General features: G+C 43.8%; 12 protein-coding genes, 1 pseudogene and 1 riboswitch. Of the genes and pseudogenes, 4 read left to right on the plus strand and 9 right to left on the minus strand.

Annotated features, from left to right (window positions below; all coding sequences use genetic code 11):
• The first annotated feature begins 419 nt into the window (after positions 1-419).
• Complete coding sequence (locus AB6F11_RS20650; RefSeq protein WP_017061054.1) at positions 420-872, plus strand: RNA-binding protein; 453 nt, start codon at positions 420-422, stop codon at positions 870-872.
• Here AB6F11_RS20650 and murI read toward each other — a convergent pair.
• The 3 genes and pseudogenes from murI to btuB all read right to left on the minus strand — a co-directional run bounded on the left by murI (position 835) and on the right by btuB (position 4,233).
• A complete protein-coding gene (gene murI / locus AB6F11_RS20655) occupies positions 835-1,641 on the minus strand; it encodes a glutamate racemase (RefSeq protein ID WP_102393469.1) in 807 nt (268 codons plus the stop codon). The genes AB6F11_RS20650 and murI overlap by 38 nt on opposite strands.
• A gap of 60 nt (positions 1,642-1,701) precedes the next feature.
• Positions 1,702-2,368, minus strand: a pseudogene (locus AB6F11_RS20660) (ATPase).
• A gap of 47 nt (positions 2,369-2,415) precedes the next feature.
• Entirely contained in the window at positions 2,416-4,233 is a 1,818-nt protein-coding gene (btuB, locus tag AB6F11_RS20665; protein ID WP_102393468.1) for a TonB-dependent vitamin B12 receptor, read from the minus strand.
• A 39-nt stretch (positions 4,234-4,272) separates the two neighbouring features.
• Positions 4,273-4,477: riboswitch (cobalamin riboswitch) on the minus strand.
• Positions 4,478-4,631: 154 nt separating this feature from the next.
• Here btuB and trmA point away from each other — a divergent pair.
• The gene (trmA, locus tag AB6F11_RS20670; RefSeq protein ID WP_017061050.1) at positions 4,632-5,741 is read left to right on the plus strand and encodes a tRNA (uridine(54)-C5)-methyltransferase TrmA; all 1,110 of its coding nucleotides are present in this window, start codon (positions 4,632-4,634) and stop codon (positions 5,739-5,741) included.
• An 80-nt stretch (positions 5,742-5,821) separates the two neighbouring features.
• Here trmA and AB6F11_RS20675 read toward each other — a convergent pair whose 3' ends face one another.
• Both AB6F11_RS20675 and fabR read right to left on the minus strand, forming a co-directional pair.
• The gene (locus tag AB6F11_RS20675; RefSeq protein ID WP_017061049.1) at positions 5,822-6,193 is read right to left on the minus strand and encodes a YijD family membrane protein; all 372 of its coding nucleotides are present in this window, start codon (positions 6,191-6,193) and stop codon (positions 5,822-5,824) included.
• Positions 6,193-6,834, minus strand: coding sequence for an HTH-type transcriptional repressor FabR (fabR, locus tag AB6F11_RS20680; RefSeq protein ID WP_010438693.1), 642 nt, complete (start codon positions 6,832-6,834; stop codon positions 6,193-6,195). The genes AB6F11_RS20675 and fabR overlap by 1 nt, the downstream gene beginning before the upstream one ends.
• 327 nt (positions 6,835-7,161) lie before the next feature.
• On the opposite strand from fabR, the gene sthA reads away from it, so the two are divergent.
• A complete protein-coding gene (sthA, locus tag AB6F11_RS20685) occupies positions 7,162-8,562 on the plus strand; it encodes a Si-specific NAD(P)(+) transhydrogenase (RefSeq protein WP_017061048.1) in 1,401 nt (466 codons plus the stop codon).
• 183 nt (positions 8,563-8,745) lie between these two features.
• Here the strand turns inward: sthA and dinF are convergent, their stop codons facing one another.
• The 4 genes from dinF to AB6F11_RS20705 all read right to left on the minus strand — a co-directional run bounded on the left by dinF (position 8,746) and on the right by AB6F11_RS20705 (position 12,272).
• Positions 8,746-10,101, minus strand: coding sequence for an MATE family efflux transporter DinF (gene dinF, locus AB6F11_RS20690; protein WP_017067882.1), 1,356 nt, complete (start codon positions 10,099-10,101; stop codon positions 8,746-8,748).
• 117 nt (positions 10,102-10,218) lie between these two features.
• Complete coding sequence (locus AB6F11_RS20695) at positions 10,219-11,097, minus strand: class I SAM-dependent methyltransferase (protein ID WP_102393467.1); 879 nt, start codon at positions 11,095-11,097, stop codon at positions 10,219-10,221.
• A 97-nt stretch (positions 11,098-11,194) separates the two neighbouring features.
• The gene (lexA, locus tag AB6F11_RS20700) at positions 11,195-11,815 is read right to left on the minus strand and encodes a transcriptional repressor LexA (RefSeq protein WP_009848249.1); all 621 of its coding nucleotides are present in this window, start codon (positions 11,813-11,815) and stop codon (positions 11,195-11,197) included.
• Positions 11,816-11,909: 94 nt separating this feature from the next.
• Entirely contained in the window at positions 11,910-12,272 is a 363-nt protein-coding gene (locus AB6F11_RS20705) for a diacylglycerol kinase (protein ID WP_029223019.1), read from the minus strand.
• A gap of 219 nt (positions 12,273-12,491) precedes the next feature.
• Between AB6F11_RS20705 and plsB the strand changes: the two genes are divergently transcribed.
• A complete protein-coding gene (plsB, locus tag AB6F11_RS20710; protein WP_102393466.1) occupies positions 12,492-14,915 on the plus strand; it encodes a glycerol-3-phosphate 1-O-acyltransferase PlsB in 2,424 nt (807 codons plus the stop codon).
• Positions 14,916-15,032: the final 117 nt, after the last annotated feature.

Raw genomic sequence — 15,032 nt, forward strand, 5'->3', positions numbered from 1 at the left:
TGATATTCATCAACGAGTGCCCACACAGATTGATAGGTTTAAATTGTTAAAGAGCGCTAGCGTTTTGTGATTCACATCTCAGTCGCTAGGGGTGCGTACTATACCTGCACCACTTTGAGAGTCAAGGGTTATTTTCAAACTCTTTTTCTCTACCGATTTCGCTGTGTGACTTTCGTCTCACTCCGTGTCGGTGAGGCGGCATTATAGAGAGATTGAGATGGAGCACAAGGGCTTTTTGAAATAAAAGTTTTGTTCGCCTAAAAAGCCACCAGATCCGCATTTTTCGAATAAAAACTAAACATTTGAGACGTATCACAGCAATACATTGGAAAAATGGAAGCCATGAACGTAAGATTCATGTGTCTATTTTGTTAATGGTAGATGCGTCTATTTCGTTTATTAATATGTAGTATTCCGATATGAACTCAAAAAAATCGATGTTGTTAATTGTCGCACTGGCTGTATTAGGCGGCATTGTTTTCTCTCAGGTAGATATATCGCCTGCAATTACCTTTATCCTTGGTGTCTTGGCTTCCGCTTTTGTTGTTAACTTTTCAAGCACCGACTCAAAATCAGATTCAGAACCTAAGGCTTCAACCAAAACACTTTATGTGGGTAACCTTCCATACAAAGCGAACGAATCACATGTACGTGAATTATTCTCAGAGCATGGTGAAGTATTTGCTGTACGTTTAATGAAAGATAAACGTACTGGTAAAAGAAGAGGCTTTGGATTTGTTGTTATGGCAAGTAATGATGTGAATCATGCAATCTCTGCACTTAACGATAAAGATTACATGCAACGCACTTTAAAAGTACGTGTTGCAAATGATCCTAAACATCCTGAAGCGGACGAATCTGAACTGAGCTAAACCCTAACTGCTTTAACATACTATTTAGTGCACTTTCTTTTTTAGGAAGTGCACTACAAAAAACCTCACGCACTCCCCCTTCTTTATTGATGCTTTCCAAACCCAACAAATCTTGAACCCGTTTAGCTATCGCTTTACCAGAATCTATCAGCACTACACTTTCACCTAGTACTTGTTGAATCTCTGATTTGATCAGTGGGAAATGCGTACACCCTAATACGGCTACATCAATTGTGTTGATCATCGGTTGAAGGATTTGCTGTAACTCTTCAAGGCTAATCTCCTCACCTCTGAGTTTATCTTCGGCCATATCCACCAGCCGAGTAGAACCCAACAGCTCTACTCTTTTATTACTCGAGAAGTTTTTGATGAGCTCGTGTGTGTATTCACGAGTAATCGTCGCGGGAGTCGCAATAAGGCCAACCGCTTTATTAGCCAGTAACGAAGCAGGTTTGATTGCCGGGACTACGCCGACAATAGGGATAAGGTTATTAGCGCGAAGTGTCGGCAGGACTATCGTACTGGCCGTATTGCAAGCTATCACCACGATATCAATAGCGTGACTCGCCACAAAACTGGCGACGATACTTTGGACTCGCTGAATGAGGACTTGCTGATCGAGCTCACCATAAGGGTAAGCCTCGTTATCGAATACATAGATATAGTTGTGATTGGGTAGTAACTGGCTTATCTCTTTATATACAGACAGACCGCCAACTCCAGAATCAAAGACCAATATGTTTTTTTGTATGCTTTCCGACACAACCATTACCTGTAATAAGTTCCGCAGCAATGATACCCCTTCACCTAGTTTTCGCCAATCATCACTCTACATAATGCAAGCTCGGTAGCGTTGATGCCCAAAGCGCTCACCCTGCTCTACATTTTCTAGCTCTATCTTAAGCTTACCTTTAAAGCATGGCGCTGACGTGACTAAGGTATGGAACTCACCATCTTCTCCACATGGGTCGACGTGACTTGGCAAACTGTCTATTAGTTCAGGCGTGTATTCTTTCCCGCAATAGCTCATGTCTAATGCATCGCTATCAACTGTGACGAGAAAGGTTTCGATTCCTCTATTTATGATTTCTTGAGCCAGAGTTTGGCTACTCTCTCCCAGTAGAGGAAATACACACTCCCAGCCCGCAGGTTCTATATAACTTCTTCGGTAGTCAGCAATACCATTGCAAAACATATCGCCAAATGCGACCGCATCAATTGATAAGCAAGACCCTTCCAATGCTGAGACAATCGTACTTTGGTAAATCTCATTGCTCGGGAACACTTCAGGAAGCTCTATGGTGATGAGTGGCAAACCGATTAATTGTGCCTGCATGGCAACGACATCAATAGGAGTTACCTGGAAAGGGACTTCATCTCCAACATAGGTAGTATAAAGAGCAACAACTTCATACTCAGCACTCTCAAGCAAACGCTCTAGGGTTAGGGTAGAGTCTTTTACCTGATGACCAGCTTATGACGACTTTCTTTTTCATTGATATACCCAATAAGAAAAACCGCCCGAAGGCGGTTTAGGTGTAAATTAGAATTGGTAAGTAGCATTTACGTAATATGTACGCTCTGGTGATGGGTATCCACCAGCAGTCTCGTACTCTTCGTCAGTTAAGTTATCCACTCGACCATTTAAAGTAAGGTTTTCATTCGCATAGTAATTCACCGAAACATCAAACAGACTATACGCTGCAAGATCTTCAGAGAAGTCCGGTCTCTCACCTACATATTGGTAGCCTAGCGAAACATCAACCTCATCGAAACTAGCCACTGCATTATACTTGTAAATCTTCTTAGCTCTGCGTATCAATTGATCACCAGATTGATCTTCTGGGTCTTGAAAGTTAGCGCTCACTTGATGATTAATAAAGCTAGTATCAAATCCAACGACCATTTCCACACCACGTAGTTGGCTTTCGCCATCGGTATTGTAGTACTTGCTTGTCGCGTAGTTGTAATCAATTAAGTCTTCGACGTTCGTGTCATAGCCAGTAATCGACCAATCAACATCCTTGATTAAGCCACCAAAAGTCAGTTCAAATGAATCTGCCTTTTCAGCTTCTAACTGTGCATTACCGTAGTAGCTATATAGTTGATACAAGTTAGGTGCTTTGAAGGATGTGCCATAAGCTGCTTTTACAACAAGCCACTCAGCATAACGATAGCCTAACCCTGTGTTGTAAGTAGTTTCTGTACCAAACTGCTCATTGTCATCAACACGAAGACTCAGTTCTCCGAACACTTTATCCGCATCTGCGTTTAATGCAGCGAAGTACGCAACATTCGTTCTGTCGTATTCAGTATTCGAAGGCTTAACAATATAAGCTTCATCACGCCAATCTACACCACCACTAAGAGTCAGTGACGACGTTAGTTTGTGTGAATTCACCCATTGAACATTTAGCTGTTCAAGCTCATCAGATGTTGCTGACGCTGAGTTCTTGCCTAAAGACTGTTCGTAGTTCCAGTTATCTTGATTCTGATAGTTAACTAAGAAATCAGACTTAAGTTCACTGCCACTATATTTAACACCAGTAGCAAAGGTCGAATTTTGAACTTCAGCTTCTTTGTAAGAATGGTCTGTACCAAATGAACCATCGTACTGAGAAATGGTTTCAAACATACGGAAATTCGCGAAGCCACTCCATTGCTGATCAAAATTATGAACATAACCAATTAGAGCATTGCGTGATTCAAAACCATGGCGATCACCATCATTAACACCTGGTAATGGATGAACGTTGTATCCCTCATCGGAATCGTAACCAACAGATACGTTCAAGTGACCATTTTCACCGACCTTAGTACCACTAACAAAGCTCAGCTCTTGGTAATCTAAGCTTCCTAAACCTGCACTAACTGCCGTTTTTTCATTGTCAGAGTTTGCAACAGTAATAATGTTGATAACACCGCCGATAGCTTCTGAGCCATACATAGCGGCACGAGCTCCTCGAACGTATTCCACTCGGTCAACGAATGTAATTGGTAACTGGCTAAAATCGACACCACCCTTTGCAGCTCGCGCAAAACGAATACCATCAATGAGAACAAGCACTTGATCAGAGTTAGCACCACGAACAAAGATCGAAGCTTGCTGTCCTCGGCCTCCATTTTGTGAAACCTGAATACCCGTCAATCGTCTAAACACATCTGTTAGAGACTTAGCTTGAATTCGATCGATATCTTGGCGTGTTACTACTTCAACTTGAGCGACAACACTTTCCGTGCTTTGCTCAAAACGGTTAGCCGTAACCACCATGGTTTCGTCGGCAGATGCTTGTTGGGCGTGTAAATTGGAGATAGGTGAAAGCAGCGATGCTACAGCAACCGCTAAAAGGGATTTGTTCATGTTGTGATCCTAAATCGCGTAAATTCCTACCAAACCACATGTCATGGTTTAGCCGCTGGCAGGTATTCGGACTCAAGAGCACAACCTTATGGTTACCTTGTATTCGACTTCCCACAAAAAGCTATTTGCAGTGTCTTATGAATACTCGTTCTCTTTTACCGCTGCGCGTCAGTTCTGGATTTACACCAGATTCCCTCTTCAGCCATCTATACATCTAAATGACACCAGCTTGCCGAAGATAGTATTGACCTCTGAATCATTTGTCTAGTCTAAGATTGTTATAAGCTATAGTTTTCATGGTCGATTTACATTGAATGGCTCTCAACACTGGACAAGCGCCTGTGATTGAATAAAATCTGCGCTCTTGATTTAAAAGCACGACAGCAAAAGGCATAACAATGGCGAATTTAGATGTAAACCCGCAACGCTACCAAGAACAACTGGCAGAAAAGACAGAGCGTCTTACAGAAATGTTCTCAGAATATGATGTGCCTGAACTGGAAGTGTATGAATCTCCAGAGCAACACTACCGCATGCGTGCTGAGTTCCGCGTGTGGCATGAAGGTGACGATATGTATTACGTCATGTTCAATCAAGAGACTAAAGAAAAATACCGTGTAGATCAGTTCCCTGCAGCTAGCCGTCTTATCAACGACCTAATGCCTCTATTAACAGATGCAATGAAAGACAACCACTCTCTACGCCACAAGCTATTCCAAGTAGATTTCCTTTCTACATTAAGCGGCGAGATTTTGGTGTCACTGCTTTACCACCGTCAATTAGGTGAACAGTGGATTCAAGATGCTAAAGCACTTAAGCAGCAATTAAACGATGAAGGTTTTAACCTAAACCTGATTGGCCGTGCGCGTAAGATGAAAATCGTACTGGACCGCGACTACGTAATTGAAAAGCTAGATGTGAATGGTGATAGCTACATCTACCAACAAGTAGAGAACAGCTTTACTCAACCCAACGGCAAAGTGGCAGAGAAAATGTTGGAATGGGCTGTCGATTGTACTCAAGACAGCAAAGGCGACTTACTTGAGCTTTACTGTGGTAACGGTAACTTCTCATTAGCGCTAGCACAAAATTTCGAGCGTGTACTGGCAACTGAACTGGCGAAACCGTCAGTAGAATCTGCGCAATACAACATCGCTGCGAACAACATTGAAAATGTTCAGATCATCCGTATGTCTGCAGAAGATTTTACTGTAGCAATGGAAGGCAAGCGTGAGTTCCGTCGTCTACAGCAAGCGAACATCGATCTTAAGAGCTACAACTGCAACACTATCTTTGTTGATCCACCGCGTTCAGGTATGGATGTTGATACTTGTAAGATGGTTCAAGGCTACGAGCGTATCATGTACATCTCTTGTAACCCTGAAACATTGAAAGAGAACCTAGACATCCTAAGCGAAACGCACGACATCACTCGTTTTGCTCTGTTTGACCAGTTCCCTTACACGCACCACATGGAAGCTGGCGTATTCCTAGAGCGTAAAGCGTAAGTATCGCTTTCAGGTCTAAGCCAAACAGCAGATACAAAAAAACGAGCCCATTGGCTCGTTTTTTTAATTTCTAAATCAGCTTAAGCAGTTTTGCCGATAAAGCCGAGTTTCTTACCTACCCATGCAAGAAGCAACATCGCGACAATAATCGCAAAGAAGTTTGAGCCAGCATCAGGGTGTTGTGCCTTCACAAAAGCCGAGTGGCCAAATGCACCTACAAAGAAACAAGCCAAACCTACTAGTGGAATATCTTCAGATACTGGGTTAGTTAGGTACTCTTGGTAAAGTGCTTGTACAGCCAAGACTAAAGCAATCAGTGGGAAAATAGAGAAGCCCACTTCGCTCATTGTTACCCAAGATAACAGAGCATCACCACACACACCGGCAATAACAGCAAGTACGAGTGTCTTTCTTTCTGAACCACGGTTTACAGTATTATTTTCATTCGACATTATTCAATCCCGCCTTTTAATCGGTTACGTTCACGTTCTTTACGATACCAAAAAGCCCCTTTGGCCATCATTCGCAATTGCATGATCAAGCGTTCAGCCAGTTCATCTCGCTGACGTCGATCTAAATCTAATGCTTCTGCCCCTGAGTTGAAGACCAAGATAACGGAGGCTTCAGCTTGAGTAAAAGCTTCGTCTCGTGTCATGCCAGTCGTTATCAAATATTCGGTTAACTCAGCAGAGAAGTGCTGTATCTCACGAGCTACCGCTGCACGAAACTCAAATGAAGTTCCTGAGCGCTCTCGCAATAACAGTCTGAATACGTTAGGGCTGCTTTCAATGAATTCCATAAAGGTTTCAACCGATGTACGAATCACACTGCCTTCTTTTACTATGCGTTGCCTAGCTTGACGCATTAACTGGCGCAGCAGTAAGCCACCTTCATCAACCATGGTTAAGCCAAGCTCATCCATGTCTTTGAAGTGACGATAAAAGGAAGTCGGTGCTATTCCAGCCTCACGAGCGACTTCTCTCAAGCTTAGATTGGAAAAACTACGATCGGCGCTGAGTTGGCTAAATGCTGCATCGATTAAGCTGCGACGAGTTTTTTCTTTTTGCTGTGCGCGAATGCCCATTGGTTTCATACTTTATCAATTTCTTCTTTTACAGCCTAAACAGGCATGTCTAATACTCTATTCAATATAACGCGAATCACTTATTTATATAAGGCACTCTGGTTATATAAGACACTAAACATACCTCTTTGTTCACGTACCGAAGTAAATACGTTCGAAGAAAAAATTTCAATATCCACGCTGTCATTTGGAGACATACGACATACCAAATATTATTTTTTCGATAACACTGCGTGATCCCACCGACTCTCTGATGCCCTTTTCATGTACCCGAGAACAGAATCGGTTAAAATCTCGCTAAAGCAATGTTAATCAAATATAACAAGGAAGATATCTATGCCGCACTCCAACCACTTTGATGTAATCGTAATTGGTAGTGGCCCCGGAGGAGAAGGGGCAGCGATGGGATTAACCAAAGCCGGGTTGAACGTTGCAATCATTGAGAAAGAGAGCAGCGTTGGTGGTGGTTGTACTCACTGGGGAACAATTCCTTCAAAAGCACTGCGTCATGCCGTAAGTCGTATTATCGAATTCAACAGTAATCCGCTGTTTTGTCAGAACAACAAAAGCATACACTCAACGTTTTCTAACATTTTGGGGCATGCCAAATCGGTTATCGACAAGCAGACTCGATTACGCCAAGGCTTCTACGACCGCAACCAGTGCACGTTGGTCTTTGGTACTGCACGTTTTATCGATACCAACACTGTCTCGGTAATGCAAAGCGATGGCACTGAAGAACATTACAGTGCAGACAAATTTGTTATCGCGACAGGCTCTCGCCCTTACCAACCAGATAACGTCGACTTCCTGCATGAACGTATCTACGACAGTGACTCGATTCTTTCTCTTAAACACGACCCGCAACACATCATCATCTATGGTGCTGGCGTTATTGGTTGTGAATACGCGTCGATTTTCCGCGGTTTGGGTGTAAAAACCGATCTTATCAATACTCGTGACCGTCTGTTGTCATTCCTAGACAATGAAACCTCAGATGCACTTTCTTATCACTTCTGGAACAGCGGTGTCGTGATTCGCAACGATGAAACCTTTGAGAAAATTGAAGGCACTGATGATGGCGTGATCATTCACCTAGAGTCAGGTAAAAAGATGCGCGCTGATTGCCTACTGTATGCCAATGGCCGAACGGGTAATACCGATAAACTGAACCTTGGTGCTGTTGGCTTAGAAGCGGACTCTCGTGGTCAAGTATCAGTGAATACCAATTACCAAACTAATGTTGACCATGTATACGCGGTCGGTGATGTGATTGGCTACCCTAGCCTAGCAAGCGCGGCTTATGACCAAGGTCGATTTGTGGCTCAAGCAATTGTGAAAGGTGAAGCTGAACGCCACCTTATCGAAGACATTCCAACCGGCATCTACACCATCCCGGAGATCAGTTCTGTTGGTAAAACCGAGCAAGAACTTACCGCAGCTAAAGTACCGTATGAAGTAGGACGTTCTTCATTCAAACACCTAGCTCGTGCTCAAATTGCGGGTAAAGACATTGGTAGCTTGAAGATTCTGTTCCATCGCGAAACCAAAGAGATTTTAGGTATCCACGTGTTTGGTGAGCGTGCCGCTGAAATCATCCATATCGGACAAGCGATCATGGAACAGAAAGGTGAAGCAAATACCATCGAGTACTTTGTGAATACAACCTTTAACTATCCAACGATGGCGGAAGCTTATCGTGTTGCAGCACTCAACGGGCTTAACCGTTTATTCTAGATAAAGAACCAATAGGAGTATTTGACCACCCATAGGCCAAATACATAAACAGCAAGCCACGCGCTTGCTGTTTTTATTTAAAACACTGAATATTAAGGCATTGATAGTAATTAGATCATGATGTTCTAAATACCCCTTTACCTGTACAGCCTCATTTACTCTCCACAAACAGAGCCCTCAGAGCTAAGCGAGAAACTCCCCTTTCTTCCACTGAGAAACAAACAACACACCAAGACCAATTCCGCGCATTGCCATAAAGCTCAGCATCGCTAACCACAGTGCATGGTTCTCTAAACCTGATGCTAAATAGAAAATCGCGAAGAAACTACAGGTCGCAACAAACATACTATTGCGCATATCCTTGCCCTTGGTTGCTCCAACAAAAATACCATCCAACAAGAAGCACCACATAGACACCAATGGCATTGCGACTAACCACGGTAAATACACCTCGGCTTGGTTCTTCACGTCAGGAATGGTAGTGATCATATTAATCAAACTCGAGCCAGCGAGTGCGAATGCTATGGTCAGTACCAAACAAATATTAAAGCTCCAGAAGAAAGTACCAATCAATGACTGGTTCAGTTCATCTTTGTCTTTCGCGCCTATCGCCTTACCGACCATCGCTTCCATTGCGTAGGCAAAGCCATCCATCCCATAAGAGATGATCATCAAGAAACTCATCAACACTGCATTGGCCGCAACAACATCATCGCCAAAGCTTGCACCTTGGAAAGTCATGAAAGTGAAAGTCGCTTGTAGATACAATGAACGAAGAAAGATATCGCGATTCAATTTCACGAAACGACTCAAACCTTGGCTGGTTTTCTTAAGCAGATCCCATGGCGATGGTAACTGCTTCTTCGCCCAGATTCGGTAAACACAAATCAAGCCAAATGTTAGACCGGCATAATCAGCCATTACAGATGCCAATGCTGCACCTTCCACTTGCCATCCTAAGCCGATAACAAAAACAATATCCAAAACGATATTGGTGATATTGGTGATGATGACCATCCACATGGGCGCTTTGGCATTTTGAGTCCCGAGTAACCAACCTAGAATCACAAAGTTAGTTAGCGCAGCAGGCGCACTCCAAGCGCGGATTGAGAAATATTGCTGACCATAGTGCTTAACTTGATCACTGGCGCTACTCAATGAGAAAACTAAATCGGCGACTAGACTGTGTAAAAGCAAAAAGACACCAGCAAACCCTAAGGCCATGGTCACGCCTTGCACAAAGACTAAACCAAGTTGCTTGCCATCATTCGCACCATAAGATTGTGCGGCTAGCCCTGTTGTCGACATGCGCAGGAAACCAAGCAACCAAAAGGTCACGCTGATCATTGTGCCGCCCAGCGCCACACCACCTAAATACCAAGAGTGCTCGAGGTGACCGATAACCGCCGCATCGACTAAGCCCAGCAGTGGAACAGTAATATTAGAGAGAACCATCGGGATCGCGAGCAGCAGCACTTTTTTGTGCATCGCCTGATTGGATAGCGTTTGAAAAATAGTTTGGGGATTAAATAGCTTCACGATCACCTCTTAGATTAGAGGCGATAGTTTAACCTAGTGGGTGGGCTTTCACTATGTTGTGGAATTTTACTTATACCGGCTATGTACTCAGTTACTCGAAATACAGAACCACTAGGGTTACCACTTAACGAGCACTAACTGCGGCGTTAAACGCTTTTTGACCTGAGAGATCTTACAAAGAAGCCGCTGCCACAATTTCCAACGATTGCATTGTTGGTCTAGGGGAGAAAACGCTTTTACCCATTGTGCCCATGGCAGCCAATTAAGAACGCTGTCTATTGGTGAAGACAACCCATGAGCATACTTTCCTGAACCAAGCTTTTGTCCCAACGTACTTGAGCTTTTATCTCCAGCTAAGACTAAACACGCATGTGCATGAGTAAAGTAGCGGCTCAAAGACTGAATGAAGTTCGCGGTCTGTTGTTCATTACAATCCAGCAAAGCATGTTCACACACCACCATCACCGAGGCTTGTTCTGGAATATTAAGTTCATCCAACCAAGTTAGGTCATCGACAGAGCCACACTCTAAGCGATAGCGTTCATTTTTGTGGAACAAGCGTTGTCGCCAAAGCAGATTCTCGGTTACATCTAACTCAACCCAATGACAGCGGCCATTATCTAAACGGTAGAAACGGGTATCGAGCCCTGCTCCCACGTTAATAATCCAAGCATCTGGGTTATGAGATAAAAACTGTTGAACTTGAGAATCACAAAGTTGAGTCAGTGTCGCGTAAAGGAGTTGCTGTTGGTCGAGTTCACCGGTAAGACATTCTGGTGCGAGCTGGCAACGCTTGCAGGCTTGAGCTGCGATGGGGTCATAAACGAGACCATCATCGGCTAGGCTTTCACGACTACGAAACCAAAGATGTTGAACGAGGTTGGTCGGAACTTGGAATTCTTGATGTACAGACCCTTGTTCAGAAGAAGCCTTTTGAACAGAGGAGCGCGGCTTACGAGTAAGCGGCTTCATTTGAGGTTTGGTTGGGTTTGGCATCATCATCTTCCTTGTATCTCGACAAAGAAGATGATAATGAATATCAATTACAATGACAAGTTATTGAGAATAAATATCAATAAGCTATTTGTACTGACTACATCCAGTCGGTGTTGCGAATAATACCAACCGCAAGCCCTTCAATAGACAAGTGTTGAGATTCTAGATCGACATGGATTGGAGAAAACTCTTCATTTTCAGCATGTAACAGAACCGTTGAACCTTTACGTTCTAGACGTTTTACCGTTACATCATCATCGACACGAGCCACTACAACCTGACCATCGCGTACATCTTGTGTTTTATGAACAGCTAATAAATCACCATCCATAATACCGATGTCTTTCATACTTTCGCCATTTACACGAAGTAAGAAGTCAGCTTGTGGTTTAAACATGCCTGGATCAACTTGGTAATGCATTTCTACATGCTCTTGAGCCAAGATAGGCTCACCAGCGGCAACCTGACCGATTAATGGTAAACCTTGCTCTTCGTTTGCTGCATCTTCAAGCAAAATACGAATACCGCGAGACGCACCCGGGATAATCTCAATCGCTTCTTTACGAGCAAGAGCTTTCAAATGTTCTTCTGCAGCATTTGCAGAGCGGAAGCCAAGTTCACGTGCGATTTCTGCACGAGTCGGTGGCATACCGCAATCTTCGATCTTACTTTTGATAAGGTCAAAAACTTGTTGCTGGCGGGGCGTTAACGGCTTCATGATTCACCTGTCTTTTTATACAGTTGACTGTGAGTATATCCAGTAACTGAATAAAAGCAAAGCAATTGGTTGTTTTTAGTTCATTTTTAGCGAATTACAAAAACAAGATCTCTAACCACACGTAACCAGCTAATACTAAACAGATAAAAACGGCAGCTGAGCCAACATCTTTCGCCATCCCAGAAAGCTCATGATGTTCGCTACCGATTCGGTCAACGACCGCTTCAATCGCAGTATTGATCAACTCGACAACCATCACCAACACGACGGCTGAAATCATCAAGATTCGCTCAACTTGGTTTACATCTAAGTAGAACGCCAACGGAATAAGCACTGCGGCCATAAAGACTTCTTGTCGAAATGCAGCCTCGTTTTTAAACGAGCTCGTGATGCCTTGCCATGAAAAGCCCGCCGCTTTGACGATACGTTTGAATCCGGTGTTTGATTTTTTGGTCATTTTTAACTCTATACTCAATCAGTCGATGAATGATTTTCCACAAACTTAACGGCAATATGACTATTTCCATTAAAAGGTTAGACCAGTTTCTGGTATTCTTGCATCGATTAAATTTACGCCTAGGCTTATCCCTATTTCACTCATAGGATTTATCCTCTCATTATAGAAATAGAGATACGCTTGAGCACATTGAAATAACTATTGAGGCAGTGAACCTATATGTCTTCTGGACAATCTTTTTCACGTTCATTAATGAAGCTACCTTTATCCCTATTGGTAAAGAGCACATCAATCCCTTCAAACCCTGTAGAGGATTTGAACATTGATTTGAGCAAACCGATTGTATACGCCTTACCGTTTCGCTCAAGTGTCGACATTCTTACATTGCAAAAACATGCACTTGAATTAGGCCTACCTGATCCGTTGAGCAAGCTTGAAATCAACGGCAAATCACTGCAACGCTACGTTTTCATCTCTTCTCGCAAAACTCTGCTGCAAGACGATGATTATGTACCAAGCTCTTCAATTGAAGTGTTCTCTGAATTGCTTTCACTGCACGCCGACGACTCTGAACTCGATGTTCAAGTTATCCCTGCTACCGTTTTGTGGGGGCGCAAACCTGGTAAAGAGAATAACCAGAAGCCTTACCTACAGGCAATGAACGGCTTAGAGAAATCAAAAGCGGTATTGCTAGCCGGTCGTGACTGCTTGGTTCGCTTTAGTCCTGTGGTTTCTCTGCGTTACATGGCCAACTCACACGGCACCGACAGCACCATCGCGCACAAACTGGCGCGCGTGGCACGTATTCACTTCTCTCGCCAAAAGCTTGCAGCATCAGGCCCTAATCTGCCAAGCCGCCAAGCTCTGTTTGATCGCCTGTTAAAATCAGAAGCGATCAAAAAAGCGATTGAAGACGAAGCACAAGCAAAGAACATCTCGATCGAGAAAGCGAGCAAAGAAGCTCAAGACATTATGGACGAGATTGCTGCGAACTTCTCTTACTCGCTGATCAAGCGTGGTGAGAAGATTCTTGGTTGGCTGTGGAATAAGTTGTACCAAGGCCTGCATATCAGCAACGCTTCAACGGTTCGTAAGTTGGCTCAAGATGGTCACGAGATTGTTTACGTGCCTTGTCACCGTAGCCACATGGACTACTTACTGCTTTCTTATGTGCTTTATCATGAAGGCATGGTGCCGCCGCACATCGCTGCGGGTATCAACCTGAACTTCTTCCCTGCCGGTCCTATTTTCCGTCATGGTGGTGCGTTCTTTATTCGTCGTAGCTTCAAAGGCAACAAGCTGTACTCGACGATTTTCCGTGAATACCTAGCGGAGTTGTTCGCTAAAGGTTACTCAGTAGAGTACTTCAGTGAAGGTGGGCGTTCTCGTACAGGTCGTTTATTGCAAGCGAAGACCGGCATGTTGGCGATGACTATTCAAGCGATGCTGCGCGGCATGAATCGCCCGGTGACTTTGGTTCCTGTGTACATCGGCTACGAGCACGTGATGGAAGTGGCGACTTACGCAAAAGAACTTCGTGGTAAGCGTAAAGAGAAAGAAAACGCGAGCTTAGTGATTCGTACCATTCGTAAGCTGCGTAACTTTGGTAAAGGCTACGTGAACTTCGGTGAGCCAATTCAACTGAACCAATACCTGAATGAACACTCACCTAAGTGGACCAAAGACATCGACCCAATGGGCACTAGCAAACCACAATGGATGAACCCGGTGGTTAATGACTTGGCGACCAAAATGATGACGCACATTAACGATGCGGCAGCGACCAATGCCCTGACCCTTTGTGCAACGGCACTATTGGCTTCAAGACAGCGCGCATTGTCTCGTGACTCTTTGGTTTCTCAGATTAATTGCTACCTGTCTCTGCTTAAGAATGTTCCATATTCGGCAACGTTCACTGTGCCAAAAGACAGCGCTGAAGATTTAGTAAAACATGCTGAATCACTGAACAAGTTCTTGATTGAATCAGACTCAATGGGCGACATCATTTCGCTAGACCGTCACCAGTCAATTCTGATGACCTACTACCGAAACAACATCATTCACTTGTTTGCTCTGCCATCGTTAATTGCACAGATGACTATTCGTCAACGCGGTTTATCAATTGACGCGATCCAAGAGAACGTTGCTGCTATCTACCCGTTCTTGAAGAAAGAGCTGTTCCTAAGCTACGACGAAGACAAGCTTGAAGGCGTGGTTTCTAACATCATTGAAGAGCTGGTTAACCAAGGTATGCTTGTGGTTTCTGATAATGAAGTCACCATCAACCAATCAAACAGCCAAGCACTGATGCTGTTAGGTCGTACGATTTCAGAAACGCTACAACGCTACTCTATTGCTTTGAACCTGTTAGCAGAGAACCCTGATCTGGATAAATCCGATCTTGAACAGAAGAGCCAAGACATTGCACAGCGACTTGGTCGTCTGCAAGGCATCAATGCACCAGAGTTCTTCGATAAAGGCGTGTTTGCGTCGATGTTCGCCACTCTGAAACAACAGCAATATCTGGATAACGATGGTAACTGTGATTTAGACAAGACTCAGCAATTCGCTAAGCTTCTCTACTCAATGCTTTACCCTGAAGTACGTTTGACGATTCAAGAGAGTATCCACCAAGCGGAGTAATCATCAGCTTGGTGTCTCTTGAATAGCGAGGCCAAACGCGATCAAAAAAGGCACCCAATGGGCTGTCTCTTGATCACAAGTCTGGTTAATCAAGAGACTTAGCGAGTTCATACCCTT

This window comes from Vibrio sp. 10N.247.311.14 (assembly GCF_041467715.1).
Taxonomy (GTDB): Bacteria; Pseudomonadota; Gammaproteobacteria; order Enterobacterales; family Vibrionaceae; genus Vibrio; species Vibrio crassostreae_C.

Bases quoted from the DNA above. Each gene is read 5' to 3' on its own strand.
- AB6F11_RS20650 (WP_017061054.1), top strand. From the start codon at position 420: ATGAACTCAAAAAAATCGATGTTGTTAATTGTCGCACTGGCTGTATTA.
- murI (WP_102393469.1), bottom strand. From the start codon at position 1,641: ATGGTTGTGTCGGAAAGCATACAAAAAAACATATTGGTCTTTGATTCT.
- btuB (WP_102393468.1), bottom strand. From the start codon at position 4,233: ATGAACAAATCCCTTTTAGCGGTTGCTGTAGCATCGCTGCTTTCACCT.
- trmA (WP_017061050.1), top strand. From the start codon at position 4,632: ATGGCGAATTTAGATGTAAACCCGCAACGCTACCAAGAACAACTGGCA.
- AB6F11_RS20675 (WP_017061049.1), bottom strand. From the start codon at position 6,193: ATGTCGAATGAAAATAATACTGTAAACCGTGGTTCAGAAAGAAAGACA.
- fabR (WP_010438693.1), bottom strand. From the start codon at position 6,834: ATGAAACCAATGGGCATTCGCGCACAGCAAAAAGAAAAAACTCGTCGC.
- sthA (WP_017061048.1), top strand. From the start codon at position 7,162: ATGCCGCACTCCAACCACTTTGATGTAATCGTAATTGGTAGTGGCCCC.
- AB6F11_RS20695 (WP_102393467.1), bottom strand. From the start codon at position 11,097: ATGCCAAACCCAACCAAACCTCAAATGAAGCCGCTTACTCGTAAGCCG.
- lexA (WP_009848249.1), bottom strand. From the start codon at position 11,815: ATGAAGCCGTTAACGCCCCGCCAGCAACAAGTTTTTGACCTTATCAAA.
- AB6F11_RS20705 (WP_029223019.1), bottom strand. From the start codon at position 12,272: ATGACCAAAAAATCAAACACCGGATTCAAACGTATCGTCAAAGCGGCG.
- plsB (WP_102393466.1), top strand. From the start codon at position 12,492: ATGTCTTCTGGACAATCTTTTTCACGTTCATTAATGAAGCTACCTTTA.